This window comes from Prosthecodimorpha staleyi, assembly GCF_018729455.1.
In the GTDB taxonomy this organism is placed as follows: Bacteria; Pseudomonadota; Alphaproteobacteria; order Rhizobiales; family Ancalomicrobiaceae; genus Prosthecodimorpha; species Prosthecodimorpha staleyi.
In genome coordinates this window covers 160,291-183,976 of record NZ_JAHHZF010000002.1, presented here as the reverse complement: position 1 = coordinate 183,976, position 23,686 = coordinate 160,291, and the positions used below count along the sequence as shown (strand labels likewise).

22 protein-coding genes are annotated in these 23,686 nt (G+C 69.3%); 18 read left to right on the top strand and 4 right to left on the bottom strand.

Annotated features, from left to right (window positions below; all coding sequences use genetic code 11):
- Positions 1 to 25 precede the first annotated feature (25 nt).
- From KL771_RS03830 to KL771_RS03760, 15 genes are all read left to right on the top strand, one after another.
- On the top strand, positions 26 to 817 hold the full coding sequence (locus tag KL771_RS03830; RefSeq protein WP_054358141.1) for an SDR family NAD(P)-dependent oxidoreductase: 792 nt from the start codon (positions 26 to 28) through the stop codon (positions 815 to 817).
- 121 nt (positions 818 to 938) lie between these two features.
- Positions 939 to 1,217: a PepSY domain-containing protein gene (locus KL771_RS03825; RefSeq protein WP_261967236.1), complete on the top strand. Its 279-nt coding sequence runs from the start codon at positions 939 to 941 to the stop codon at positions 1,215 to 1,217.
- Positions 1,218 to 1,510: 293 nt separating this feature from the next.
- Positions 1,511 to 2,056: a cytochrome b/b6 domain-containing protein gene (locus tag KL771_RS03820; RefSeq protein ID WP_261967235.1), complete on the top strand. Its 546-nt coding sequence runs from the start codon at positions 1,511 to 1,513 to the stop codon at positions 2,054 to 2,056.
- Positions 2,053 to 2,745 carry a response regulator gene (locus tag KL771_RS03815; RefSeq protein WP_261967234.1) on the top strand — a complete coding sequence of 231 codons (693 nt, stop codon included), beginning with the start codon at positions 2,053 to 2,055 and terminating at the stop codon, positions 2,743 to 2,745. The genes KL771_RS03820 and KL771_RS03815 overlap by 4 nt, the downstream gene beginning before the upstream one ends.
- Complete coding sequence (locus tag KL771_RS03810; protein ID WP_261967233.1) at positions 2,742 to 4,076, top strand: sensor histidine kinase; 1,335 nt, start codon at positions 2,742 to 2,744, stop codon at positions 4,074 to 4,076. The genes KL771_RS03815 and KL771_RS03810 overlap by 4 nt, the downstream gene beginning before the upstream one ends.
- Before the next feature lie 159 nt (positions 4,077 to 4,235).
- Entirely contained in the window at positions 4,236 to 5,081 is an 846-nt protein-coding gene (locus tag KL771_RS03805) for an FAD binding domain-containing protein (protein ID WP_261967232.1), read from the top strand.
- Positions 5,074 to 7,830: a molybdopterin-dependent oxidoreductase gene (locus KL771_RS03800; protein ID WP_261967231.1), complete on the top strand. Its 2,757-nt coding sequence runs from the start codon at positions 5,074 to 5,076 to the stop codon at positions 7,828 to 7,830. Before KL771_RS03805 ends, KL771_RS03800 begins: the two co-directional genes overlap by 8 nt.
- On the top strand, positions 7,827 to 9,350 hold the full coding sequence (locus KL771_RS03795) for a 6-hydroxynicotinate reductase (protein WP_390866523.1): 1,524 nt from the start codon (positions 7,827 to 7,829) through the stop codon (positions 9,348 to 9,350). Before KL771_RS03800 ends, KL771_RS03795 begins: the two co-directional genes overlap by 4 nt.
- Before the next feature lie 62 nt (positions 9,351 to 9,412).
- Positions 9,413 to 10,414 (top strand): UPF0280 family protein, encoded by a 1,002-nt coding sequence (locus tag KL771_RS03790; RefSeq protein WP_261967628.1) that lies wholly within the window; start codon positions 9,413 to 9,415, stop codon positions 10,412 to 10,414.
- A 74-nt stretch (positions 10,415 to 10,488) separates the two neighbouring features.
- Complete coding sequence (locus tag KL771_RS03785; RefSeq protein ID WP_261967230.1) at positions 10,489 to 11,073, top strand: amino acid synthesis family protein; 585 nt, start codon at positions 10,489 to 10,491, stop codon at positions 11,071 to 11,073.
- Positions 11,070 to 11,654: an amino acid synthesis family protein gene (locus tag KL771_RS03780; protein WP_261967229.1), complete on the top strand. Its 585-nt coding sequence runs from the start codon at positions 11,070 to 11,072 to the stop codon at positions 11,652 to 11,654. Before KL771_RS03785 ends, KL771_RS03780 begins: the two co-directional genes overlap by 4 nt.
- 100 nt (positions 11,655 to 11,754) lie before the next feature.
- Positions 11,755 to 12,945: an ABC transporter substrate-binding protein gene (locus tag KL771_RS03775; RefSeq protein WP_390866522.1), complete on the top strand. Its 1,191-nt coding sequence runs from the start codon at positions 11,755 to 11,757 to the stop codon at positions 12,943 to 12,945.
- Positions 12,946 to 13,051: 106 nt separating this feature from the next.
- Positions 13,052 to 14,932 carry an ABC transporter permease gene (locus tag KL771_RS03770; RefSeq protein WP_261967228.1) on the top strand — a complete coding sequence of 627 codons (1,881 nt, stop codon included), beginning with the start codon at positions 13,052 to 13,054 and terminating at the stop codon, positions 14,930 to 14,932.
- Positions 14,929 to 15,726 carry an ABC transporter ATP-binding protein gene (locus tag KL771_RS03765; protein ID WP_261967227.1) on the top strand — a complete coding sequence of 266 codons (798 nt, stop codon included), beginning with the start codon at positions 14,929 to 14,931 and terminating at the stop codon, positions 15,724 to 15,726. Before KL771_RS03770 ends, KL771_RS03765 begins: the two co-directional genes overlap by 4 nt.
- Positions 15,723 to 16,430, top strand: coding sequence for an ABC transporter ATP-binding protein (locus KL771_RS03760; RefSeq protein ID WP_261967226.1), 708 nt, complete (start codon positions 15,723 to 15,725; stop codon positions 16,428 to 16,430). The genes KL771_RS03765 and KL771_RS03760 overlap by 4 nt, the downstream gene beginning before the upstream one ends.
- Positions 16,431 to 16,699: 269 nt before the next feature.
- Here KL771_RS03760 and KL771_RS03755 read toward each other — a convergent pair whose 3' ends face one another.
- A complete protein-coding gene (locus KL771_RS03755) occupies positions 16,700 to 18,118 on the bottom strand; it encodes an IS1380 family transposase (RefSeq protein WP_261967225.1) in 1,419 nt (472 codons plus the stop codon).
- A 160-nt stretch (positions 18,119 to 18,278) separates the two neighbouring features.
- The gene (locus KL771_RS03750) at positions 18,279 to 19,139 is read right to left on the bottom strand and encodes a DUF1444 family protein (protein ID WP_261967224.1); all 861 of its coding nucleotides are present in this window, start codon (positions 19,137 to 19,139) and stop codon (positions 18,279 to 18,281) included.
- 424 nt (positions 19,140 to 19,563) lie between these two features.
- On the opposite strand from KL771_RS03750, the gene KL771_RS03745 reads away from it, so the two are divergent.
- Together KL771_RS03745 and KL771_RS03740 are read left to right on the top strand one after the other, a co-directional pair.
- Positions 19,564 to 20,025: a MarR family winged helix-turn-helix transcriptional regulator gene (locus KL771_RS03745; RefSeq protein ID WP_261967223.1), complete on the top strand. Its 462-nt coding sequence runs from the start codon at positions 19,564 to 19,566 to the stop codon at positions 20,023 to 20,025.
- 68 nt (positions 20,026 to 20,093) lie between these two features.
- Positions 20,094 to 20,867 carry a DUF707 domain-containing protein gene (locus KL771_RS03740; RefSeq protein ID WP_261967222.1) on the top strand — a complete coding sequence of 258 codons (774 nt, stop codon included), beginning with the start codon at positions 20,094 to 20,096 and terminating at the stop codon, positions 20,865 to 20,867.
- A gap of 39 nt (positions 20,868 to 20,906) precedes the next feature.
- Here the strand turns inward: KL771_RS03740 and KL771_RS03735 are convergent, their stop codons facing one another.
- On the bottom strand, positions 20,907 to 21,230 hold the full coding sequence (locus KL771_RS03735) for an MmcQ/YjbR family DNA-binding protein (protein WP_261967221.1): 324 nt from the start codon (positions 21,228 to 21,230) through the stop codon (positions 20,907 to 20,909).
- Positions 21,231 to 21,457: 227 nt separating this feature from the next.
- Positions 21,458 to 22,657 carry an amidohydrolase family protein gene (locus KL771_RS03730; protein ID WP_261967220.1) on the bottom strand — a complete coding sequence of 400 codons (1,200 nt, stop codon included), beginning with the start codon at positions 22,655 to 22,657 and terminating at the stop codon, positions 21,458 to 21,460.
- Between the two features lie 171 nt (positions 22,658 to 22,828).
- Between KL771_RS03730 and KL771_RS03725 the strand changes: the two genes are divergently transcribed.
- On the top strand, positions 22,829 to 23,602 hold the full coding sequence (locus KL771_RS03725) for a ferredoxin--NADP reductase (RefSeq protein WP_261967219.1): 774 nt from the start codon (positions 22,829 to 22,831) through the stop codon (positions 23,600 to 23,602).
- Positions 23,603 to 23,686: the final 84 nt, after the last annotated feature.

Below are 23,686 nucleotides of genomic sequence, written 5' to 3'. Positions count from 1 at the left end.
TCTTCTTGCCCGCGAGGCCTGACTGATGAAACTCCGAAATCGCGTCGCCATCGTGTTCGGGGCCGGCTCGTCCGGTCCCGGCTGGGGCAACGGCAAGGCGGCTGCGGTCGCCTATGCGCGCGAGGGCGCGCGGGTCGCCTGTATCGACGTGGCCGAGGCGGCGGCGGCCGAGACGGCCGAGATCATCCGCTCGGAAGGCGGCCAGGCCATCGCGCTGGCCGCGGACGTGACCGACCTCGCCTCCGTGGAGGCGACTGCGGCGGCCACGGCGGAACGCTTCGGCAGCATCGACATCCTGCACAACAATGTCGGCGTGGTCGTCCATGGCGGGCCGACCGAACTCGACGAGGAGACCTTCCGGCGCAATCTCGACGTGAATGTCGGCTCCGTCTACCGCACCGCCAAGGCGGTGCTGCCGCATTTCCTCGCCCGCGGCTCGGGCGTGATCGTCAACATCTCCTCGCTCGCCGCCATCCGCTGGACCGGCTATCCCTATTTCGCCTACTACGCCGCCAAGGGTGCGGTGAACCAGGCCACCGTCGGGCTCGCCATGCAGTATGCCCGGCACGGCATCCGGGCCAATGCAATCATGCCCGGCCTGATCGATACACCATTGATCTACAAGCAGATTTCGTCCCAGTACGGGAGCGTCGAGGAAATGGTCGAGGCGCGCAACCGGCTGGTTCCGCTCGGCCATATGGGCACCGCCTGGGATGTCGCGGCGGCGGCCGTGTTCCTGGCCTCCGACGATGCGCGCTTCATCACCGGCGTGCTGCTGCCGGTCGACGGCGGCCAAAGCTGCGGCGTGTCGGCCTGAGACGGGCCCGTCCTTTTCACGACCGTCATTTCCCTGACCTGACGCGTCAGATCAGCGTCAGTGCAGCCGAGTAGTGTGCTCTCCAACGGCAAGACGATGCCGCCGGATGGAGATTGCCCTGATGCAGAAATTTCTTCTTTCCGCTGCCGCCTTCGCGTTTGTCGCGACCGCGTCGGGCGTCGCCATGGCCGGCCCGGCCTGCACCAAGGAACCGCGCGACAAGTGGCTTTCGGAAGAGGCCATGAAGACCAAGGTCGCGGAACTCGGCTTCAAGGTGAAGACGTTCAAGATCTCCGGTCCCTGCTATGAAATCTACGGCTGGAACAAGGACGGCAGGAAGGCCGAGGTCTACTTCAACCCGACCAATGGCGAGATCGTGAAGGCTGAGATCGGCGGCTGACGCCGTCGAGCGGCTGCCTCGGCCCGGGTTCCGTCCAACCCGGTCGATGCGGTCGGGCGGGGCCGGCACGTCCGCAAGATCCGCCGGCTCCCCGATTCGGATGGGTTGCCGAATGAGGCACAAGACCCATCCGAATACGAGCGTCCTGCCGGCCGTCCCCGGTGGGACGCTCGGCCCGTATGGCCGAACGCCTGCGCGATCCGCGACGCGCTCCGGCATCGGGCCGCACCGTCGCCAGCCTTCGATGCCGAAGGCCTTGCCGCCCCGCAATCAGAACAAGGACCTCGGCCGCCATGTCGCTTGACCGGGAAGGCTTTGTCGCGCCTCGGACCCTGATGGTCTGGGATCCGGTCGTCCGCCTGTTTCACTGGACGGTGGTCGCCGGCTGCGCGGTGAACAGTTTCGTTTTCGAGGACGGCAAGACGGCGCATCGCTATGTCGGCTATGTCGTCGCCGCGGCGCTGGCGATCCGCATTCTGTGGGGCTTCGTCGGCACCGCGCATGCGCGTTTTGCCGATTTCGTGCCCGGCCCGACACGCCTGATCGACTATCTCAAAGCCATGCTGGCCGGCCGGGAGCCGCGCCATGTCGGCCACAACCCGGCCGCCGCAGTGATGATCCTGACCCTGATGGCGCTGCTCGCCGCGGTCTCGGTGACCGGTTGGATGCTGACGCTCGACGCCTATTTCGGCGAGGAATGGCTGGAGGACCTGCACGAGTTGATCGCCGACGCAATCCTGGGCCTTGCGGTGATCCACGTCCTGGCGGCGATCTATGAGAGCATGCGGCACCGAGAGAATCTGATTCTCGCCATGATCACCGGCCGAAAGCGTCTATGAGAGCCCTGCTGATCGAGGACAACGACCGGCTGGCCGCCCATGTGGCGGCCGGTCTTGCGTCGGCGGGCTTCGCGGTCGATCGCGCCGGCTCGGCCGCCGAGGCCGACGCGATGCTGGATCCGGCGGCCCACGACATCGTGCTGCTCGACCTCGGCCTGCCGGACGGCGACGGCCTTGCGTGGCTGAAGCGCCGGCGTGCCGGCGGACTGGCCCTGCCGGTGATCGCCGTCACCGCCCGCGGCCAGCTCGGCGACCGCGTGCAGGGCCTCGACAGCGGCGCCGACGACTATCTGGTCAAGCCCTTCGAGATGGCGGAACTCACCGCCCGCTGCCGCGCCCTGCTGCGCCGGCCCGGCGCCACGCTCGGCACGGTGCTGACCGCCGGCGCCGTCAGCCTCGATACCGCGGCCCGCGAGGCGAGCGTCGGCGGACGCGCCATCGACATGCCGCGCCGGGAGATCGACTGTCTGGAGGTGCTGCTGCGCCGCGCCGGTCAGGTGGTGCCGCGCTCGGCGCTGGAAGAGCGGCTCTACGCCTTCGACGACGAGGTGACGCCGAACGCCCTGGAGGCGGTCATCTCGCGCCTGCGCCGACGTCTGGCGGATGCCCGGTCGGGGCTCGACATCCACACCGTCCGCGGCATCGGCTATCTGGCCCGCGAGAAGGCGCCGGACCGGGAGGGGCGATGACGCTCGCCGGCCTGGTCACCCGACGCCTGACCCTGGCGGTCGCACTCGCCTTCGCGGTGCAGATCGTGCTGGTCGGCTGGGAATACGGCAGCGATATCGAGGAACTCGCGAAGGCATCGGCCGAACGCGAGATCGCCGCGATCACCAAGCGGCTGACGGTCGGCAAGGATCGGCTCTCCTTCGAGATGCCGCCGGATTTCGAGGAGCGCTACGAGCGGTTCCCCAAGTCCTACGGTCTGCAGATCATCGACAGCGAAGGCGAAGTCCTCCTGGAGCGCAACGCCGCGCTGTTCGTCGGCGAACCGCACGATCCGAAGTCGCGCCTCGATCTCGCCTGGAAGGTCGAGCCGGGTCCCGATCACGTCGTGCGCATCATGGCGCGGCGGGTGGAAGGCGGTCCGGAACCCTACGTGGTCCGCTTCGTCGCGGTGGACGACCCGGCGAGACTGTACTGGTCGGTCCTGTTCCACGAGACGATCGACCACGTCATCCTGCCCATGGTCCCGCTCGGCCTCGTGCTGATCCTGGTCGGTGCCGCTGTCGTGCGCCGCAGCCTGACGCCGCTCAGCGCAGCGGCCGAGGCGGCTCGGCGGGTCGATCCGGCGCGCACGCGCTTCCGTATCGGCAGCAACGGACTGCCGGCGGAGGTCGCCAGCCTGGTCGAAGCCGTCGACCGCCTGCTCGGCCGCCTCGACGACATGGTTGCCGCACGCGGCGCCTTCGCCGGCATGGTGGCGCACGAACTGCGCACGCCGCTCACTCTCCTGAAGCTCGATCTCGACCGATTGACGGGGCCGGATGCCGAGCGGGCCCAGCAGGACGTTCAATCCATGGCGCGGCTGGTCGACCAGCTGCTCGGCATGGCGCGGCTCGAAACCATGCCGGCCGACCGGATGCCGAGGATCGACCTTGCGGAAATCGCCCGCGACGTGGTTGCCCGCCTCGCTCCGATCGCGATCGAGGCCGGGCGCGAACTGGCCTTCGCCGACCAGGGCGGCGCGATGGCGCTCGGCGAGGCGGAGGCGATCTCGGCGGCCCTGCGCAATCTCGTCGAGAATGCCCTCCGGGTCACGCCGGCTGGCGGGACCGTGCTGGTCGAGGCCGGTCCGGGGCCGGAGCTTCTGGTCGCCGACGAAGGCCCCGGACTGCCGGCCGAAGGGGTCGCCACGCTGTTCGAGCGCTGGCGCCAGGGCGACACAACGACGCGCGGCCGGGCCGGTCTCGGCCTCGCCATCGTGGCGCGTACCATGGAGATCCATGGCGGGCGGGTGACCTGCGGCAACGGGCTGGAGACCGGCGCCTGGTTCCGGCTCGCGTTTCGGGCGGAATGAGCGCGCAGAGGTCGCGAGGCCCGCGGGCGCTCGCCTTCGAGGCCGATCCGTAGCTTCCCTGAGTTCGGTCTTGACAGTTTCGTGAAACGGCGTTGTGATCGTTCGTATACGAATGATCGGGCGGGCGACGGCTCCTGCCGGCATTCCGGGAGGGCGCGGATGTTCTGGCAGCCGACCTCGTTGCAGGAAGCGGTCCGCCTTCTCGCGGACGAAGGCGGCATGCTGGTTGCCGGCGGGACGGATGTCTTTCCGGCCCTGGTCGACCGGCCGGCGCCGGCATCCCTGATCGATCTCACCCGTTGCGCCGAACTGCAAGGCATCGCATTCGGGGCTGATACCATCCGGATCGGCGCGGGAAGCCGCTGGAGCGAGATCGCCCGAGCGTCCTTGCCGCGTGGGTTCGCGGCCCTGCAGGCGGCCGCACGCGAGGTCGGCTCGATCCAGATTCAGAATTCCGGCACCATCGGCGGCAATCTGTGCAATGCCTCGCCGGCCGCCGACGGCGTGCCGCCGCTGCTGGCGCTCGATGCTTCGGTCGAGCTCTCCGGCCCGAACGGTGTGCGCCGCCTGTCCATCGGCGATTTCGTGCTCGGCAACCGCCGCACCGCGCGGGCGCGCGACGAGATCCTGTCGGCCGTATTGATCCCGCGCACACTGGAGGCGGGCGGGTCCGCCTTCCTGAAGCTCGGCGCGCGGCGCTACATGGTCATTTCCATCGTCATGGTCGCGGTCGTGCTGGCGCCCGGCCCGGACGGCCGCATCGCCGCCGCGCGGGTCGCAGTCGGGGCCGCCTCGGCGGCCGCAATGCGGCTCGGCGGGCTCGAGGCGCGCCTGATCGGCATGGATCCGGTCGGCCATGTTCCGGCCGATCTGGTCGCGGCGGCCGATCTCAACGGGCTGTCGCCGATCGACGACGTGCGCGCCAGCGCCGCGTACCGCCTCGACGCCGCCCGCGAACTGGTCGGCCGCGCCATCCTGCAGGCCTGGGAGGCCGCCCGTGCTTGATCAGCCCGCCGCCCTCGCCCTGACGCTCAACGGCGAGCCCTGCCGCATCGCCGCCGATCCGGGCGCGCGGCTCTCCGCCGTGCTGCGCGACCAGGTCGGTTGCGAGGGCACCAAGATCGGCTGCAATGCCGGCGATTGCGGCGCCTGCACGGTCCTCGTCGACGGCGAACCGGTCTGTGCCTGCCTGACCGCCTTCGGCCAGGTGGCCGGCCGCGCGGTGGTGACGGTCGAGGGCATCGAGGCCGGCACGCGCTCGGGCGCGGCGCTGAAGGCCGCGATGCTGGCGAGGGGCGCGGCCCAATGCGGCATCTGCACGCCCGGCATGCTGGTCGCCGCCGCCGCCTATTTGGACCGGACTCCGGTGCCCGATGCAGACGGCGTACGCGACGCGCTCGGCGGCGTGCTCTGTCGCTGTACCGGCTACGGCAAGATCGTCGAGGCGGTGCTGGCCGCCGCCAGGCCGGAAAGCGCGGAGCCGACCGCGTTCGACGGCGGCATCGTCGGCCGGCGCGTGCCGCGGCTCGACGGCGCGCCGAAGGTCGACGGCACCGAGCGCTACGGCGCGGATGGCTGGCCGGCCGGCACGCTGCTCCTGCGCGCGATCCGCTCGCCGCACCATCGCGCCCGCTTCACGCTCGGCGATCTCGACGCTTGGCGTGCGGCGCATCCGGGCGTCGTTGCCGTGCTGACCGCCGTCGACGTGCCCGGCCGCAATCTCTATGGCGTGATCCCGGCTTTTGCCGACCAGCCGGTCTTCGCCACCGGCGAGGTCCGCTTCCGCGGCGAGGCGGTCGCGGCCGTGGTCGGCGACCGGGCGGCGATCGAGGCGCTCGATCTTGCCGGCTTTCCGGTCGCCTGGGAGCCTCTCGACGCGCTGATCGGCCTCGATGCCGCGCTCGCCGAGGGCGCGGCCCTGGTCCAGGCCAACCGGCCCGGCAATGTGCTGGTGCGCGGGCGCGTCGCCAAGGGCGATGTCGCGGCCGGGCTGGCCACGGCCGATCTGACCGTCTCCGGAAGCTTCACGACCGGTTTCGTCGAGCATGCCTATATCGAGCCGGAGGCCGGATTCGCCCGCCGGGTCGGCGACCGCATCGAGATCGCCGCCTGCACCCAGGCGCCCTATATGGACCGCGACGATGTCGCGCTGATCCTCGGCATCGCGCCCGAACAGGTGCGCATCCTGCCGACTGCGGTCGGCGGCGGCTTCGGTTCCAAGCTCGATCTCTCGGTGCAGCCCTTCATCGCGGTCGCGGCCTGGCGGCTCGGCCGGCCGGTCGGCATGGTCTATTCCCGCCCGGAATCGATCATGACCACCACCAAGCGCCATCCGGGCCGGCTCGCCGTGACGGTCGGCGCGACCCGCGACGGGCGACTGACCGCGATCGACTTTTCGGGCGATTTCGACACCGGCGCCTATGCGTCCTGGGGGCCGACGGTCGCCAACCGCGTGCCCGTGCATGCCTCCGGCCCCTATTTCGTGCCGGCCTACCGGGCCGAGGCGCGGGCGATCCTGACCCATTCGGTGCCGGCCGGCGCCTTCCGCGGATTCGGCGTGCCGCAGATGGCGGTGGCGCAGGAGCAGCTGTTCGACGATCTCGCGCTCGGCCTCGGCCTCGACCCGCTCGAGTTCCGCATCCTCAACGCGCTGACCGCCAAAACGCCGACCGCGACCGGCCAGGTGCTCGGCGCCGGCGCCGGCATGCGCGCCTGCCTGGAGGCGCTGCGGCCCGATTGGGCACGGGCGCGCGCGGCGGCCGAGGCCTTCAATGCGGCGGCGACCGGCACGCTGCGGCGCGGCGCGGGCGTCGCCGGCATGTGGTACGGCTGCGGCAACACCTCGATGTCGAACCCCTCGACCATCCGCATCGGCCTCAAGCCGGACGGCCGCATCGCGCTGCATCAGGGCGCGGTCGATATCGGCCAGGGCTCCAACACGGTGATCGCCCAGATCGCCGCGGAGGCGCTCGGCGTCGACTTGGCGGCGCTCGACCTCGTCTCCGCCGACACCGACCTGACGCCCGATTGCGGCAAGACCTCGGCCTCGCGCCAGACCTTCGTCACCGGGAAGGCGGCCGAACAGGCCGGCCGGGCTCTGCGCGCCGCGATCCTGCGCCTCGCCAATGCCGGGCCGGAAGCCGCCATCGTGTGCGGCGCCGGCCGGGTGACTGTCGAAGACGGCGAGGCGCGGCGCGAGATCGATCTCGCCGGTCTCGCCGTCGACCGCCACGGCTACGTGCTGGCGGCGGAGGAAACCTTCGACCCGCCGACCAGCCCGCTCGACGCGAACGGGCAGGGCGACCCCTATGCGGTCTACGGCTTCGGCGCCCATCTCGCCGAGATCGAGATCGACGTGGCGCTCGGCACCGTCCGGGTGCTGCATGTCACCGCCGCCCATGATGTCGGCCGCGCGGTCAACCCGCTGCTGATCGAGGGCCAGGTCGAGGGCGGCATCGCGCAAGGCATCGGCCTCGCCCTGATGGAGGAGTTCGTCCCCGGGCGCGGCGAGAACCTGCACGACTACCTGATCCCGACCGTCGGCGACGTGCCGCCGGTGACCACCATACTGATCGAGGACGGCGCCCCGGCCGGTCCCTACGGCGCCAAGGGCGTCGGCGAGCAGGCGCTGATCCCGACCGCGCCGGCGATCCTGAACGCCATCCACCACGCGACCGGCCTGCGCGTCACCCGCGTGCCGGCGACACCCGACCGCATCCGGGCCGGTCTCGCCCGTCTGGGAGGGGAAGCATGAGCGTCGTGGCGAGCGAGACCGCCGAGACGGCCGGCGGCAAGGCGGCGGCGGCGGGCGAGGCGGGCAAGATCCGCTGCGACGCCTGTCCGGTGATGTGCATCATCAAGGACGGCATGACCGGCGCCTGCGACCGCTACGCCAATGCGGCCGGCGAGCTGATCCGCGTCGATCCCCATGTCCTGATCGACCGGACCCTGTCGGCCGGCGGGGAGTTCGTGCCCTTCCTCGGCCGCGAGGCGGAGTGGGACGGGCGCCTGCTCGGCGAGGCGACGACCTTCGTCACCGCCATCGGCGCCGGCACCACCTATCCGGACTACAAGCCCGCGCCGTTCATCGTCGCCTCCGAGGTCGACGGCGTCGACATGGTCACGGTCGTGACCGAGGGCATCTTCAGCTATTGCGGCGTCAAGGTGAAGATCGACACCGACCGCTGGCTCGGCCCCGAACAGGCGATGGTCCGCGCCGACGGCGAGGCGATCGGCCATGTCACCACCGGCGAATACGGCTCTCAGATGCTGTCGCTCGGCGGCGTCCACCACCTGACCGGCGGCTCCAAGCGCGAGGGCAAGGTCACCTGCGACGCGCTCCTGACGCTGAGCAATGGCTTGCCTGTCGAGCTCGCCATCGACGGCGGTTCGACCGTGATCGTGGAGGCCGGCAAGGCGCCGATCGTCAACGGCGTGCCGGAGACGCGCATGCGGGTCGGCTGCGGCTCGGCCACGATCGGCATGTTCGCCAAGCAATGGCTCGGCCTCGCGGACGAGGTGGTGGTGGTCGACGACCACATCACCGGCGTCCTGTCCGAGCATCAGGCCGGCAAGCTGCTCGGCATCCCCGATACCGGCATCCGCATGAAGGGCCGGCGTTCGACGCCCGGGCGCTATTTTCAGGTCGCCGAGCCCGGCACCGGCTGGGGCGGCACCAATCTCGACGATCCGCTCGCGATCCTCGGCGCCTTCGACCCGAAGAAGGGCGCGCGGCCCGGCCTGACCCTGTTCATGGTCTCGACCACCGGCGAGCATGCCGCCTATTTCGTGCTCGACGAGGCGCTGCGCCCGATCGAGCACGCGATCCCGGCCCCGCTCGCCGCCGTCGCCGAGCGCATCGCGGAGAATTGCGAGCCGGCCCTGTCGACGGTCCTGTTCATGGGCGGTGCCGGCGGCTCGCTGCGCTCCGGCGTCACCGAGAATCCGGTCCGCCTGACCCATTCGGTCAAGCAGGCGCTGACCCGCGTCACCTGCGGCGGGGCGCCGGCCTATGTCTGGCCCGGCGGCGGCATCACCTTCATGGTCGACGTGACCCGGATGCCGTCGAATGCCTTCGGCTACGTGCCGACGCCGGCCCTGGTCGCGCCGATCGAATTCACCATGACGCTCGCCGACTATCAGGCACTCGGCGGCCACATGGACCATGTCCGCCGCCTGGCGCAAGCCGACACGCCGCAAGGCCGTCGCCTGGTCGCGCCGATCTCCGACAATCCCTGGCCGTTCGGGCCGTCGGGCGGCGGGGGCACTTCATGAGCGCCGTCTCCGCGATCCGACAGCCTGCGTCGCATCCGCCCGCAACGGCGTCCCGTCCGCGGATGGTCGCGCGGCTGCTGCCGGACGGGCGTCGGCTGCATCTGCAGGACGGGCCGATCGATCTCGTGATCGGCGCGGACGGCGCGCGCGAGGCGGTCGCTGCGGCCTACCGGGCGTCGGCGGCGCGCTTCGAAGGCCTCCTCGACGAACTTTGCGCCGAACTCGCTCTCCTCCGCGCCGCGGCCGCGCCGGACCGGCCGCCGGACGGCGTCGTGGCGCGGCGCATGTGGGCGGCGGTACTGCCGCATGCGGCGCATGCCTTCATCACCCCGATGGCGGCGGTGGCCGGCGCGGTGGCCGAGGAAATCCTCGCCGCCATGACGGCCGCGGCCCCGCTCGACCGCGCCCATGTCAACAATGGCGGCGACATCGCCCTGCATCTGGCGCCGGGCACGCACCTCGCCGCCGGCCTGATCGACCGCCCCGATCGCCCGACCCTGGTCGGATCGGCGACCATCCGGGCGGCGGATCCGGCGCGCGGCATCGCCACCTCCGGCTGGCGCGGGCGCTCCTTCTCGCTCGGCATCTCCGATGCGGTCACCATCCTGGCCGGCACGGCGGCGGCGGCGGATGCGGCCGCGACCGTCGTGGCCAATGCGGTCGACCTGCCCGGCCACGGCGCGATCGCCCGCCGCCGGGCCCGCGACCTGCAGCCCGACAGCGATCTCGGCGACCGGCTGGTGACGGTCGCGGTCGGACCTCTCGAAGCGGCCGAGATCGAGCGGGCGCTGGCGGCCGGACGGCGGGAGGCCGACCGGCTGATCGGCGACGGGCTGATCGTCGGGGCGGCGCTGCAGCTGGCCGGACGGGTGCGGGTGGCGGGCGAATTCGGCGTCCTGCCGGCGCAGGATGCCGGGCATGCGCCGGTGACGGCCATTCCGGGGATTGACAAAATGCTGTCGGGACATGCCGTCTGGACCGGACGGCGCCCTAGTGGTCAATTCAATCTGACATTTGCGTCCCGCAAATGTCAGATTGAATTGACCACGTCGTCAAAGAGTTAGTGGTTTGGATTCACGAGACGGATGGGTACCATCCGTCTCGATCAAACCACTAGGCCCGTGGAGGAAGGACCCCGATGACCGGGATCGAATTGCGCAAGCGTGTGCTGACCGTGGAAGAGATTTTCCACGAGGGCGGACCGGTGGCGGCAGAACCGCCGAAGCGTGCCGCCGCCCTGTCGGTGATCCGCAACCCCTTCGCCGGGCGCTATCACGAGGACATCGCCTTCTTCATGGAGGTGCTGAACCCGCTCGGCATCGACATGGCCGAGCGGCTGGTCGCGGCACTGGGCGGCGATCCGAAGGCGATCCAGGGCTATGGCAAGGGTGCCATCGTCGGCCAGGCCGGCGAGCTGGAGCATGGCGCGCTGTGGCACGTGCCGGGCGGCTATGCCATGCGGGCGGTGCTCGGCGACGCCAAGGCGATCGTGCCGTCGACCAAGAAGGTCGGCGGCCCCGGCACGCGGCTCGACATTCCGGTCACGCATATCAACGCCTCCTATGTGCGCAGCCATTTCGACGCCATGGAGGTCGGTCTGGCCGACGGCCCGCGCGCCGACGAACTGGTGCTCGCGCTGGTCATGACCACCGGCGCACGGGTCCATGCCCGCGTCGGCGGCCTCAAGGCCTCCGACATCAAGGGCGAGGACGGCCTCCGATGAGCGCGAAGATCCGCAAGCTGGTGGTCCAGCTCGACGAGACGCTGACCGAGATGGGCCGGGACGTCTCGCCGCCGGTTCGCCGCGCGGTGGCGGCGGCGGTGATCGAGAATCCCTTTGCGGGCGTCTATCAGGAGGATCTGTCCGAGCTGATCGCCATCGGCGAGGAGCTCGGCGGGCTGCTGGCGGCGCGGTGCGTCGCCGCGCTCGGCATTCCGGGCGACCAGGCGGAGGGTTACGGCAAGGCCGCCTGCGTCGGCGAGGACGGCGAACTGGAACATGCCGCGGCCCTGCTGCATCCGAAGATGGGCACGCCGGTGCGCAAGGTGCTCGGCAAGGGCGCCGCACTGATCCCCTCGTCGAAGAAGCGCGGCGGGCCGGGCACGGTGCTGGACGTGCCGCTCGGCCACAAGGACGCCGCCTATGTGCGCAGCCATTTCGACGGCGTCGAGATCCGCATCGCCGACGCGCCGCGCGCCCGCGAGATCGTCGTCGCCGTGGCGGTGACCGACGGCGGCCGGCCGCTGCCGCGGGTCGGCGGCCTGACCAAACACGAGATCAAGGGCGAGGACGGCCTGCGTTGACGCGCCTATGGGCGTGACGACACGGGGCGTTCGGCGCCTGGACGGACCGGGATCAGTCAACAGGGAGTGCTCGATCATGCAGACGGGAATCGGACGCAGAATGGTCCTCGCGGGCGCCCTCGGCGGTGCCTTCATGGCCGCCACCGCCTCCTTTGCGGCGGCGCAGACGATCAAGATCGGCGAGATCAACAGCTATTCGGGTCTGCCGGCCTTCACCGAGCCCTATCGCAAGGGCTGGCAGCTCGCCGTCGAGGAGATCAACGCCGCCGGCGGCGTGCTCGGCAAGAAGTTCGAGGTCGTCTCCAAGGACGACGGCGGCAAGCCCGCCGACGCCGTGACGGCCGCCAACGAACTGGTCTCCTCCGACCAGGTGGTCATGCTGACCGGCACCTTCTTCTCCCATATCGGCCTGGCCGTCTCCGACTTCGCCAAGCAGAAGAAGGTGCTGTTCCTGGCCGCCGAGCCGCTGACCGACGCGGTGACGCTGGCCAAGGGCCACAAATACGTCCTGCGCCTGCGTCCGCAGAACTATGCGCAGGCGGCGATGCTGGCCGAGGAGGCCGCCAAGCTGCCGGCCAAGAAATGGGCCACCATCGCGCCCAACTACGAATACGGCCAGTCCGCCGTCGCGGTCTTCAAGGACCTCCTGTCCAAGAAGCGTCCGGACATCCAGTGGGTTGCCGAGCAGTGGCCGACCCAGGGCAAGATCGAGGCCGGCGCCGTCGTGCAGGCGATCGCCGCCGCCGAGCCGGAGGCGATCCTCAACGTCACCTTCGGTCCGGACCTGGTCAAGCTGGTGCGCGAGGGCAATACCCGCGGCCTGTTCGAGAAGCGCGCCGTGGTCAGCTTCCTCACCGGTGAGCCTGAATATATCGACCCGCTCAAGGACGAGACCCCGGCCGGCTGGATCGTCACCGGCTATCCCTGGTACGACGTGAAGATGCCCGAGCATGCGGCCTTCCTGAAGGCCTATCAGGCCAAGTACAACGACTATCCGCGCCTCGGCTCCCTGGTCGGCTACATGACCATGAAATCCGCCGCCGCGATCATCGCCAAGGCCGGCTCGACCGATACCGACAAGATGGTCGCCGCCGCCAAGGGCCTCGAGGTTCCGAGCCCCTTCGGCAAGATCGTCTTCCGCGCCTCCGACGGGCAGTCGACCCTCGGTGCCTTCGTCGGCAAGACGGCGGTCAAGGACGGCAAGGGCGTCATGGTCGACAGCGTCTATCGCGACGGCGCCGCCTACATGCCGAGCGAGGACATGGTCAAGGCGCTGCGCCCGGCCGACTGAGCCTGCCCGAACCCGATCGGGGCCGGCCATCGGGCCGGTCCCTGTTACCCCGCCGATCCAAGCCTTGTCAGACGCCCGCCGCGGGCGCCATCGGGAGACGTATGCGTTGGCCTTCCTGATCGTCCAGGCCCTGACCGGGCTCGCCAGCGCCGCTTCGCTGTTCCTGATCGCCAGCGGGCTGTCGATCATCTTCGGCGTCACCCGCATCGTGAATTTCGCCCATGGCGCCTTCACGATGATCGGCGCCTATCTGGCCTATAGCCTGACCGAACGGCTCGGCGGCGCCTTCGGCTTCTGGTTCGGGCTGTTCGCCGCCGCCGTCGCCGTGGCGGCGATCGGCGCGGCGACCGAGATCCTGCTCTTGCGCCGCATCTACAAGGCGCCGGAGCTGTTCCAGCTGCTCGCCACCTTCGGCGTCACGCTGATGGTGCAGGATCTGGTCATTCTCGGCTGGGGTCCGGAAGACCTGCTCGGCCGCCGCGCGCCCGGCTTCACCGGTGCGGTCACCATTCTCGGCCAGCGCGTGCCGGCCTACGACCTGTTCCTGGTCGCCGCCGGCCCGGTTGTGCTCGGCGGGCTCTGGCTCCTGTTCAACCGCACCCGCTGGGGCATCCTGGTGCGCGCCGCGACCCAGGACCGCGACATGGTCGCCGCCCTCGGCGTCGACCAGAAATGGCTGTTCACCTCGGTCTTCGCCCTCGGCGTCTTCCTGGCCGGGCTCGGCGGCGCGCTGCAGATCCCGCGCGAGGCGGTCAGCCACTCGATGGATCTCCGCGTCATCGTCGAGGTCTTCGTGGTCGTCGTGATCGGCGGGCTCGGCAGCGTGCCGGGCGCCTTCCTGGCCGCCGTGATCGTCTCGGAGATCAACGCCTTCGGCATCCTGATCTTCCCGAAGATCTCGATCGTGGTGGTGTTCCTGGTCATGGCCGTGGTGCTGGTGGTCAGGCCTTTCGGCCTGTTCGGCCGGCCGGAGGCGGCGCGGCGCACGACGCCCGGCGCGACCATCCGGCCCTGGCAGCCGCTGGGCAGCACGAGTCGGATCGCGGTCGCGCTCCTGGTCTGCGCACTGGCGGCGGCACCGGCCTTCGCCGGCCCCTACCTGCTCTCGGTCGGGGCCGAAATCCTGCTCTTTGTCGTGTTCGCGGCCAGCCTGCAGTTCCTGATGTCGGTCGGCGGGCTCGCCTCTTTCGGACACGCCGCCTATTTCGGGCTCGGCTCCTACGGCTCGGCACTGGCTGTGAAATGGCTCGGCGCGCCGATGGAGGCCGCCATCCTGGCCGGCCCGGTCCTGGCCGGGCTCGGCGGCATCCTGTTCGGCTGGTTCTGCGTTCGCCTGTCGGGCGTCTATTTCGCCATGCTGACGCTTGCCTTCGCGCAGATCGCCTGGTCGATCGCCTTCCAGTGGGTGGCGGTGACGGGCGGCGACAACGGCATCCTCGGCGTCTGGCCATCGGCCTGGGCGTCGAAGCCGGCGGCCTTCTACTGGCTGTCGCTTGCCGTGGCGACCGTCTCGGTCGCGGCCCTGCGCATCATCGCCTTCTCGCCCTTCGGCTACCGGCTGCGCGCCGTGCGTGATTCGACGCTGCGCGCCGAGGCGATCGGCATCGACCGCCTGTCGACGCAATGGATCGCCTTCGCGGTCGCCGGCGCGGTGGCGGGGCTCGCCGGCGCGCTCTACGCCTTCCTGAAGGGCAACGTCTTCCCCGACGCGCTGGCCATCCCGACCTCCGTCGACGGGCTGGTCATGGTGCTGCTCGGCGGGCTGGAGACGGTGTCGGGCGCGGCGATCGGGGCGGTCGCCTTCAAGGCGCTGTCGATCTGGCTGATGAGCCAGACCGACTATTCCAAGCTCGTGCTCGGCGCGATCATCGTGGTGCTGGTCGTCTTCCTGCCCAAGGGTCTCGGCGGCCTCGCCGATCTCGTCCGCCCGGCCGGCGCACGCCGCGACGGCACTTCCGGATCGTCAACCACGGAGGCCGCGCGATGACGGTGGTGGTCGATGTCGAAGGCATCCACAAATCCTATGGCGGCGTGCATGCGGTGCGCGGCGTCAGCTTCCGGCTCGCGGCCGGCGAGATGCTGGCGCTGATCGGCCCGAACGGCGCCGGCAAGAGCACCTGCTTCAACATGCTGCACGGCCAGATCAAGCCCGATCGCGGCCGGATCACCATCCTGGGGCGCGACACGACCCGGCTCGACCCGCGCCGCATCTGGGCGCTCGGCGTCGGCCGCACCTTCCAGATCACCGCCACCTTCGGCTCGATGACGGTGATCGAGAATGTCCAGGTGGCGCTGGTCTCCGCCGATGCCGCGCTGGCCTGGCGCCCCGGCGCGCTCGGGGCCTTGAAGCGGAGCGAGGCGGAGCGGCTCCTCGCGCTGGTCGGCCTCGCCGATCAGGCCGGGCGGCCCGGCGGCGAACTCGCCTATGGCGACCTGAAGCGGCTGGAATTGGCGGTCGCGCTCTCCAACGACCCCAAGGTTCTGCTGATGGACGAGCCGACCGCCGGCATGGCGCCGGCCGAGCGCATCGACCTGATGCGGCTGACGGCCGAGATCGCGCGCGAGCGCGGGCTGGGCGTCCTCTTCACCGAGCATGACATGGACGTGGTCTTCGAACATGCCGACCGGATCATGGTGCTCGACCGCGGCAGCTTGATCGCCGAGGGCTCCCCGGCCGCCGTGCGGCACGATCCCAAGGTGCGCGAGGTCTATCTCGGCGGCGGCTCGACCTTCTCGGCCGAAACCGAGGCTGCGGCCCCGGCTGCGGGAGGCGAGGCATGAGCGTGCTCTCCGTCGCCGATCTGGACGCCTGGTACGGCCCGGCGCAGATCCTCGATCACGTCGCGCTGGACCTCGGCCGCGGCGAGGTGGTCGCGCTGCTCGGCCGCAACGGGGCCGGCAAGTCGACCACCTTCCGCGCCCTGGTCGGGCTGGTGCCGCGCCGCTCCGGCCGCATCGGCTTCGAGGGGCAGGAGATCGGCCGCATGGCGACCCACGAGATCGCCCGCCTCGGCCTCGGCTTCGTGCCCGAGGACCGGCGCATCTTCACCGATTTGACGGTGGAGGAGAATCTCGAGGTCGGCCGCCGGCCGGCGCGGCCGGGCCTGACGCCCTGGACGCCGGAACGGCTGTTCGCGCTGTTCCCCAATCTCGGCGAGATGCGCCGCCGGCCGGGCGGCCGGATGAGCGGCGGCGAACAGCAGATGCTGACCATCGCCCGCACCCTGATGGGCAATCCCACCGCGGTCCTGCTCGACGAACCCTCCGAGGGGCTTGCCCCGCGCATCGTCGAGGACATGGCCGCCGCCATCGTGCGCCTCAAGCACGAGGGCCTGTCGATCCTGGTTTCCGAGCAGAATCTCCATTTCGCCCGGCTGATCTCCGACCGCGCCTATATCATCGAACGCGGCCGCATCCGCTTCGGCGGCACCATGGCGGAGCTGGAGGCGCGCCCGGACATCCGCGACGCCTATCTGGCGGTGTAGCGGATTGACCAAAACTGAGGAGTCCGACATAGGATTCCATTTGAGGGCACCATGACAGGCTTTTGCGCCCACGCACCGGGGGGCGCTGGCCCGGATTTCTCACCGGTCTCCGGCGACCGCCAATGTTTTCGGCTTGTTCGGCAAGTTTGCGCGCCGGGCCGTGGCGCGAGTTGCGCGGATCGATCGGGATTGATGGGGACGGCGGTGTTGTGGTCCCGGTGGGCCGGAGGGCGTTGCTGCGGGTGGTTTCGCGCCGCAGTGATCGCGTGTCATGCGGGTGAGGCGCGGGCGGCGGCGTGGATGCGTGTCGCAGCGAGGCGCCAGGCGTTGGCGGCCGGCGCGGTGGAGGCCCTGGCGATCTTGATCCTGCGGGCGGAGATGCGGACGAGGGCGCCGATCTTGAGGAGCCTCAGACGGATCGTGCCGCAGGTGGCGGTGGCGAGTTCGGTATGGGCGAGGCCGATGCGGCGCAGGGTGGCGACGAGCACATAGGCCATGGAGGCGAACCACAGGCGCAGCTGGTTGGCGCGCATGGTCGCGGTCGATCTGCGGTCGGCGAAGAGGTTGGCCTGACACTCCTTGATCCGGTTCTCCATCTCGCCCCGGGCGCAGTAGATGTCCTCGTAGAGGGGCCGCGCCATGGCGTCGTCGTCGGCGAGGGAGGTGACGAGGAAACGCGGATTGGCCTCGCCGCGGGTCCATTCGGCCTTGGCGATCACCCGGCGCTGGCGCGACCAGCTGTCCTTGGTGGTCCACAGGAAGTCGCGGAACACGTGGGCGGGTGCGCCGCCGCGGGTCTGCGACAGCCGGCGGGCCTCGTCGAGAGCCCCGGCGATACGCGCCTCGAGCCGGGCGTTGCGGGCGAGCCCGAAGACGTAGTCGACGCGGTTCTGCTCGCACCACAGCATCAGCGTCTCGCGGGCGAAGCCGGAATCGGCCCGCAGCAGGATGCTCACCCGCGGCCAGCGGGCGCGAATCCCGGCCACGATCCGGGCGATCTCGGTCTCTGCACCGGCGCTGGCGTTGATGTTGGAGCGGCGCAGCTTGGCGGCGAGAAGATGCCGGCCGCAGAAGACGTAGAGGGGCAGATAGCAGTAGCCGTCGTAGTGGCCGTGGAAGAAGCGCCCCTCCTGGTGCCCGTGCAGAGGGCCGTCGGTGGCGTCGAGATAGAGCACGATCCGGCGCGGCGGCTGATTGCCGAAGGCATCGAGGAAGAGATCGACCAACAGGGCCTCGATCGCCGCACCGTCATGGCGAATCTTGTGGTAGCGCGTGTCCAACCCGCCGGCCGGCGCATGCTCGAGGCGGTTGGGCGTGCTCTTGCCCGCCAACGGCTTCGGGCCGCTCCCTGTCACCCCCGACGCGCCGCCGATCGGCTTGCCCAGGACGGCGCCGAGCACGGGGTCGCGGCGTAGATCGTCGTGGTCGATCAGGTCCTCGTATCCCAGCGCCGGACCGAAGACCCGCTGCCCGACGATGCTCGTCAGCGAATGCTCGACCAGGTTCGGATCGCGGCTGTCGCGGAAGCTGGCCGCGAAGCTCTCGACGAGCCGGATCGCCCGGTCCGTCGCCCCAAGCAGCAGCGCTCCGGCGTCCGATGTCACCAGCCCGCCGTCGAAGGCGGCGACCACGGCCCGACCGCTCGCTCTTCCGAAATCCATCTCGTCCGAGCTACACTGCGTGGACATCGGGGAGCAACCTCCCGATGGTTCTAACTTGTTCTCGCAAAATAAGTTTTACCTCAATCGAGGCCCCGATGCAGCCGGACCGGTGAGAAATCCGGGCTAGCGGGGGTCCGGCAATGAGGCCCCCGGGGGCTGGCCGCCGACATTGAAATTTCCCGACGTATCAGTTGGACACCGCCACAATGCGTCCGTTACGGCGCGCGTAGAGCTGCGGTGAAAGCAGGTTGAAGCCGTCGTCGATCGTCAACTTGATCAGACGGCGCGCAACCTCTTCATTTTTCGAGGCGCCGGCTTCGTCGAAAATGAACAGTTGATCCCTGCGCGGGATCGCAAAAAGCACGTCGCCCGGGAAACGGTCCGCGATCGATGTCCAGAACTCGTCCAACAGCAGGAGACTCGGCGAGAGCATGGTGTTGCCATTGACGTAATAGAGAATCCCGACGCCTAAACTGCGGTCAGCAATGAGATGGGGGAGCCACTTCCGGACATTCTCTAATGACACGACCCTCAAGTCTCTCAGGGGTTTATGAGGGTCCTTGGCATCCAGGGGCGACATGGAGTCGGGCTTATCGGCCATGTAGACGACGAACAGATCGGCACCAATCGGTTCATGGAGCACACTCAGTCCCAACCGCTTGGTTTCTTCCACATAGCCGCGCGTGCGAATGATCGCCACGATACTGTCGTCTTTGATCGGCGCCTTCTGGCAGGTCAGAATCGCCCTTACAAACCGTGCGATCGCCTCATCCGCATTCTCATCGGGGTAAGCTGAAAGATAACCAAAGAGGTTGGTGACGTCAGACACGCACGTCTCACCGTTGACCACGGCGGTGAACTTTGCGCGATCGTTTGGATCGGCGAGGACCTTGCCGATGCCTTGTGTCGCCATGGACGACACCATCACAGCCGCTCGCAACTCGCCCACATCCTTGAACGCGCGGCCTTTTGCCAGTGCTGAGGCCAACCACGCAATCATGGAGCTTAGAAGTCCCGCGACAAACAACCTCCGCCGTGCGATCTGCATCAAGCGTCTCCGAGTGATTGCGCGATCCTATTCTGCCTCCAGTTGATGTACCAGAGCGAGGGCGAGGAGGGCGGTGCGCAGCTTAGCAGGCTGTTGAAAAAGCAACTGCAGGCATCGTTCGGCAGGAACGCATTCCCTGATGAAGCGATACTGGGAACCAAGTTTCGTCTGACGAGCGAAATCCCGTTCCAGTTTGCGCGCCAAATGGAAAACAGTCCGGCCTGAAAGCCTTTTTCAACAACCTGTTAGGCCCCCGACGCGCGCCGCGCCGTTGTCGCCACGGCTTCGGCGGTCCAGCCACCGAAAGGGCGGCGGTGCCCCCGCGGTGGCGGTATGATCCCCGCGACGACGGGGCTGTGGCGGCCGGCGCGCCGAGCGGCTAACCTCCGGGCGACAGACAAGAAGACTCGCGGAGGAATGCCCCATGAGCGATCCGGCGGAGGCTGTTCCGGAGGCAGCCGCCGAGGCGGCGACGCCGGCCTATCGGCTCGACGACCAGGTCGGTTTCGTGCTCCGGCAGGTCAGCCAGCGGCATACCACGATCTTCGCCGAGCGCATGATCGAAGGCCTGACGCCAACCCAGTGGGCCGCCATGGCCAAGCTCGCCGAAAAGGGGCCGCTGTCGCAGAACCTGCTCGGCCGGCACACGGCCATGGATGCGGCGACCATCAAGGGCGTCGTCGACCGTCTCGCCGCCCGCGGCCTGGTTAGAGGCGAGCCCGACCCGGGCGATGCCCGCCGCCTGGTCATCGGCCTGACCGAGGACGGCCGCCGCCTCGCCGAGCGCGCTGCCCCGGTCGCCACCGCCATCACCGAGGAGACGCTGGCGCACCTGACCGCACAGGAGCGCAAGACCCTGCTGCGCCTGCTCGTGAAGATGTTGTAGAAGCTTGCCGAATTGGAGTCCGGCCCGCTGCGTGCCGTGTCCCGCGCCCATTTTGCGAGCCGTCTTTCATGTCCTCTATCGATCCTGCCGCCCGTCCCGTCCTGGTCATCCTGCGCGCCGGAGACCGATCCCTGCATCCCGGCTGGCTCGAGGGCGCCCCGCCCGAGACGCGCAATTGGGACCTGCATCTGAGCTATTTCGGCGACAGGCCGGACCCGTTTCCGGATCGCCCTGCCGATGTGACGGTCTCCTTCGATAAGGGCAGCAAGGCGACCGGCACGGTCGCGTGCCTCGCCGGTCTCGGCGCTCGCCTCGACCGCTACCGCTTCATCTGGCTGCCCGACGACGATCTCGCCGCCGACCTGCCGACCCTCAACCGCTTCTTCGCGATCGTCGCCGAATACGATCTCGACATCGCCCAGCCGGCGCTCGGCCCGGGGTCCTTCGTCAACCACCGCATCACCAGCCAGCGCCCCGAATACCGCCTGCGCTTCACCGACTTCGCCGAGATCATGGCGCTCGGCCTGTCGCAGCGCGCCTTCCGCATCTGCCGGCCCTATTTCGACCGCAGCGTCTCGTCCTGGGGCCTCGATTTCCTGTTCCCGAAGCTGATCGGCTATCCGGACCGCAAGATCGCCATCGTCGACGAGACCCCGGTCGTCCACACCCGCCCCGGCGGCAAGGGCCCGAACATCGCCCTGGTCCGCGGCGAGGGCGTCACGCCGGGCGAGGAACTCCGCCGGATCGAACAGGATTTCGGCATCGTCCGCAGCCGCAAGAACCTCGCCGCCATCCCGCAAGGCGGCGGCGCCCCGATCGTCTTCGCGCGGGCCAAGGCCTGATCCGGCCCGGATCGGGGGCGGTCGATCCCGCTTCGACCGTCACCGCCGCTTCGGCTTTGGCTGGGCGTCGCGCCAGGCGGTTTCGAGGGCGAGGGCGAGCTCGGCTTCGGTCAGGTGGGCGAGGGTCGCGGTGGTCCAGCCCATGCGGCCCCAGCCGCCCGGGACCGGCGCGAAGGCCTCGGGGGCGACCAGGCATTTGAGGGCCTGGTCTTCCGGCGTGAACTTGAAATTGGCCGTCAGGGCGTCGGGGTGAAGCGTCACGTAGATGCGCGCGACGCGGAAGGCGCGCCGGTCGACATGCGGGGCCTCCACCGTGCCGGGCAGTGCCAGTGCGAGGCGCCGCAGGTCTTCGCCCGTTGCCATGCCGGACCCTCCGCATTGGCCCCATGGAGGCGATCGGGACGCCCGGATGGCGTCCGTCTCAGGCTCCAGCGGTGCTCGCGCCCGAACGGCGCAAGCGTCCTGCGTTAGAGCAGGGTCCGAATAGAGCGACCCGCTCTGATCGGAGAAGGCTTGCGCAAACAAATACATGCAGAGCATCATCCGACCCCTTCAGATCGGATGATGCTCTGCACGGCTGGCTTCGCCGCTCAGCCGTGCACCACCTCGGGCACCAGCGTGGCCGGCGGGGTGTTGCGGCTGCGGCCGGCGCGGACGAGGCCGTCGATGACCACCATGCCGATGCCGGGCAGGTCGCCGAGCTGGACGGCTTCCAGGAGGCTCTTGCCGGCGGAATGCTGCGGCCGGTCGAGGAACACGAAATCGGCGGTGCGGCCGACCTCGATGATGCCGCAGTCGAGCTTGCGCATGCGCGCGGTGTTGCCGGTCGCAAAGCAGAAGGCGAGTTCGGCGGGCACGTCGCCGAGCGCGGACAGCATCGAGACCATGCGCAAGATGCCGAGCGGCTGTACGCCCGAGCCGGCCGGCCCGTCCGTTCCGAGGATGACGCGCTCCAGCTGGCCCATGTCGCGGGCGGTGCGCAGCGTGTAGAGCGCCGAGCGCTCGTTGCCGTTATGGACCAGTTCGAGGCCGCGGCGGCAGCCTTCGCAGATGCAGCGGATCTGGTCGTCCGGCAGCGCGGTATGGCCGCCGTTGATGTGGCCGACGATGTCGGCATCGCATTCCAGCACCACGTCCTTGTCGATCAGGCCGGAGCCCGGGATCGACGGGCCGCCGGTGTGGATGGTGCTTTGGATGCCGTATTTGCGCGCCCACTCGACCATCTTGCGGCCGGTCGGGCCGTCCTTGACGCCGCCGAGGCCGATCTCGCCGAGGAGCGAGACGCCGGCATCGGCGAGATCCTTGAAATCGGCCTCGGTCATGCCGTGCTCGATCACCGGCGCGCCGGCATGCAGCTTCACGCCGCCCGGGCGAAAGGACGAGTAGATGCGCTGCGCGGTGATCGCCATGGCCTTCAGGCCGACAATGTCGCGCGGCCGGCCGGGCATGTGCACCTCGCCGGCCGAGATCATGGTGGTGACGCCGCCATGCATCGAACTGTCGATCCAGTTGAGCTGGCTCTGGCGCGGCGTCCAGTCGCCGGCGACCGGATGCACATGGCTGTCGATCAGACCCGGCGCGACCGGCGAGCCATGCGCGTCGATGACCGTGGTCGCGCCGTCGGTGTCGCAGTCCTTGGCGCGGCCGATCGCCGTGATGCGACCGTTTGTCGCAACGATCGTGTCGGCATCAAGGATCGGTTCTTCCAAACGGCCCGACAGGAGCATGCCGATATTGCGGATGACCAGCTTGGTAGGACCGGATGGTCCCCCGGGTGCGTCATGTGCCAAAGCGTCCTCCCGACGAAAGTCTGTCCAGGCTCTACCGAACTTGCCCTTCGGCGGTGCAGCACGTATCTGCACGCATCGACAGGGCGCGAAACCCGCGCTATATCGTTAGTATACGAACGAATTCGCGACCCGCAAGCGGCCCCTTGCGGGCTGTGCGCACGGAGCCGAAAGATGAGCGCCTTCAACGAAGAACAGGTCCTCTCCGTCCACCATTGGACCGACACTCTGTTCTCGTTCACCACCACGCGCAACCCTTCCTTCCGGTTCCGCAACGGCGAGTTCACGATGATCGGCATTCCGGTCAACGGCAAGCCGCTGATGCGGGCCTATTCGGTTGTCAGCCCGAACTATTCCGACACGCTGGAATTCTTTTCCATCAAGGTGCCGAACGGTCCGCTGACCTCGCGCCTGCGCGATCTTTCGGTCGGCGACCAGATCCTGGTCAGCCGCAAGGCGACCGGCACGCTGGTGATCGACAACCTGCTGCCGGGCAAGAACCTCTATCTGCTCGGCACCGGCACTGGGCTGGCGCCGTTCATGAGCATCATCCGCGATCCGGATACCTACGAGCGCTTCGAGAAGGTCGTGCTGGTGCACGGCTGCCGGCAGGTCGCCGAGCTCGCCTATGGCGAGACGATCACGCAGGATCTGCCGAACGACGAGCTGATCGGCGAATTCGTCAGCCAGCAGCTGGTCTACTATCCGACCGTTACGCGCGAACCGTTCCGCAACCGCGGCCGGATCACCGACCTGCTCGCCTCCGGCAAGCTCGGCGAGGATGTCGGCCTGCCGCCCCTGTCGCTCGAGAACGATCGCGTCATGCTGTGCGGCAGCCCGGAGATGATCACCGACGCCCGCACCATGCTGACCGGCCTCGGTTTCGTCGAAGGCAACCAGGGCGAAGCCGGCCACTATGTGATCGAGAAGGCCTTCGTCGAGAAGTGACGGAGGCGGTCCGGGCGGCCCGACCGGCGACGCCCGGACTTGCAATCACCCGGAGATCCGACACCCTGATATCCGATCTTGGCG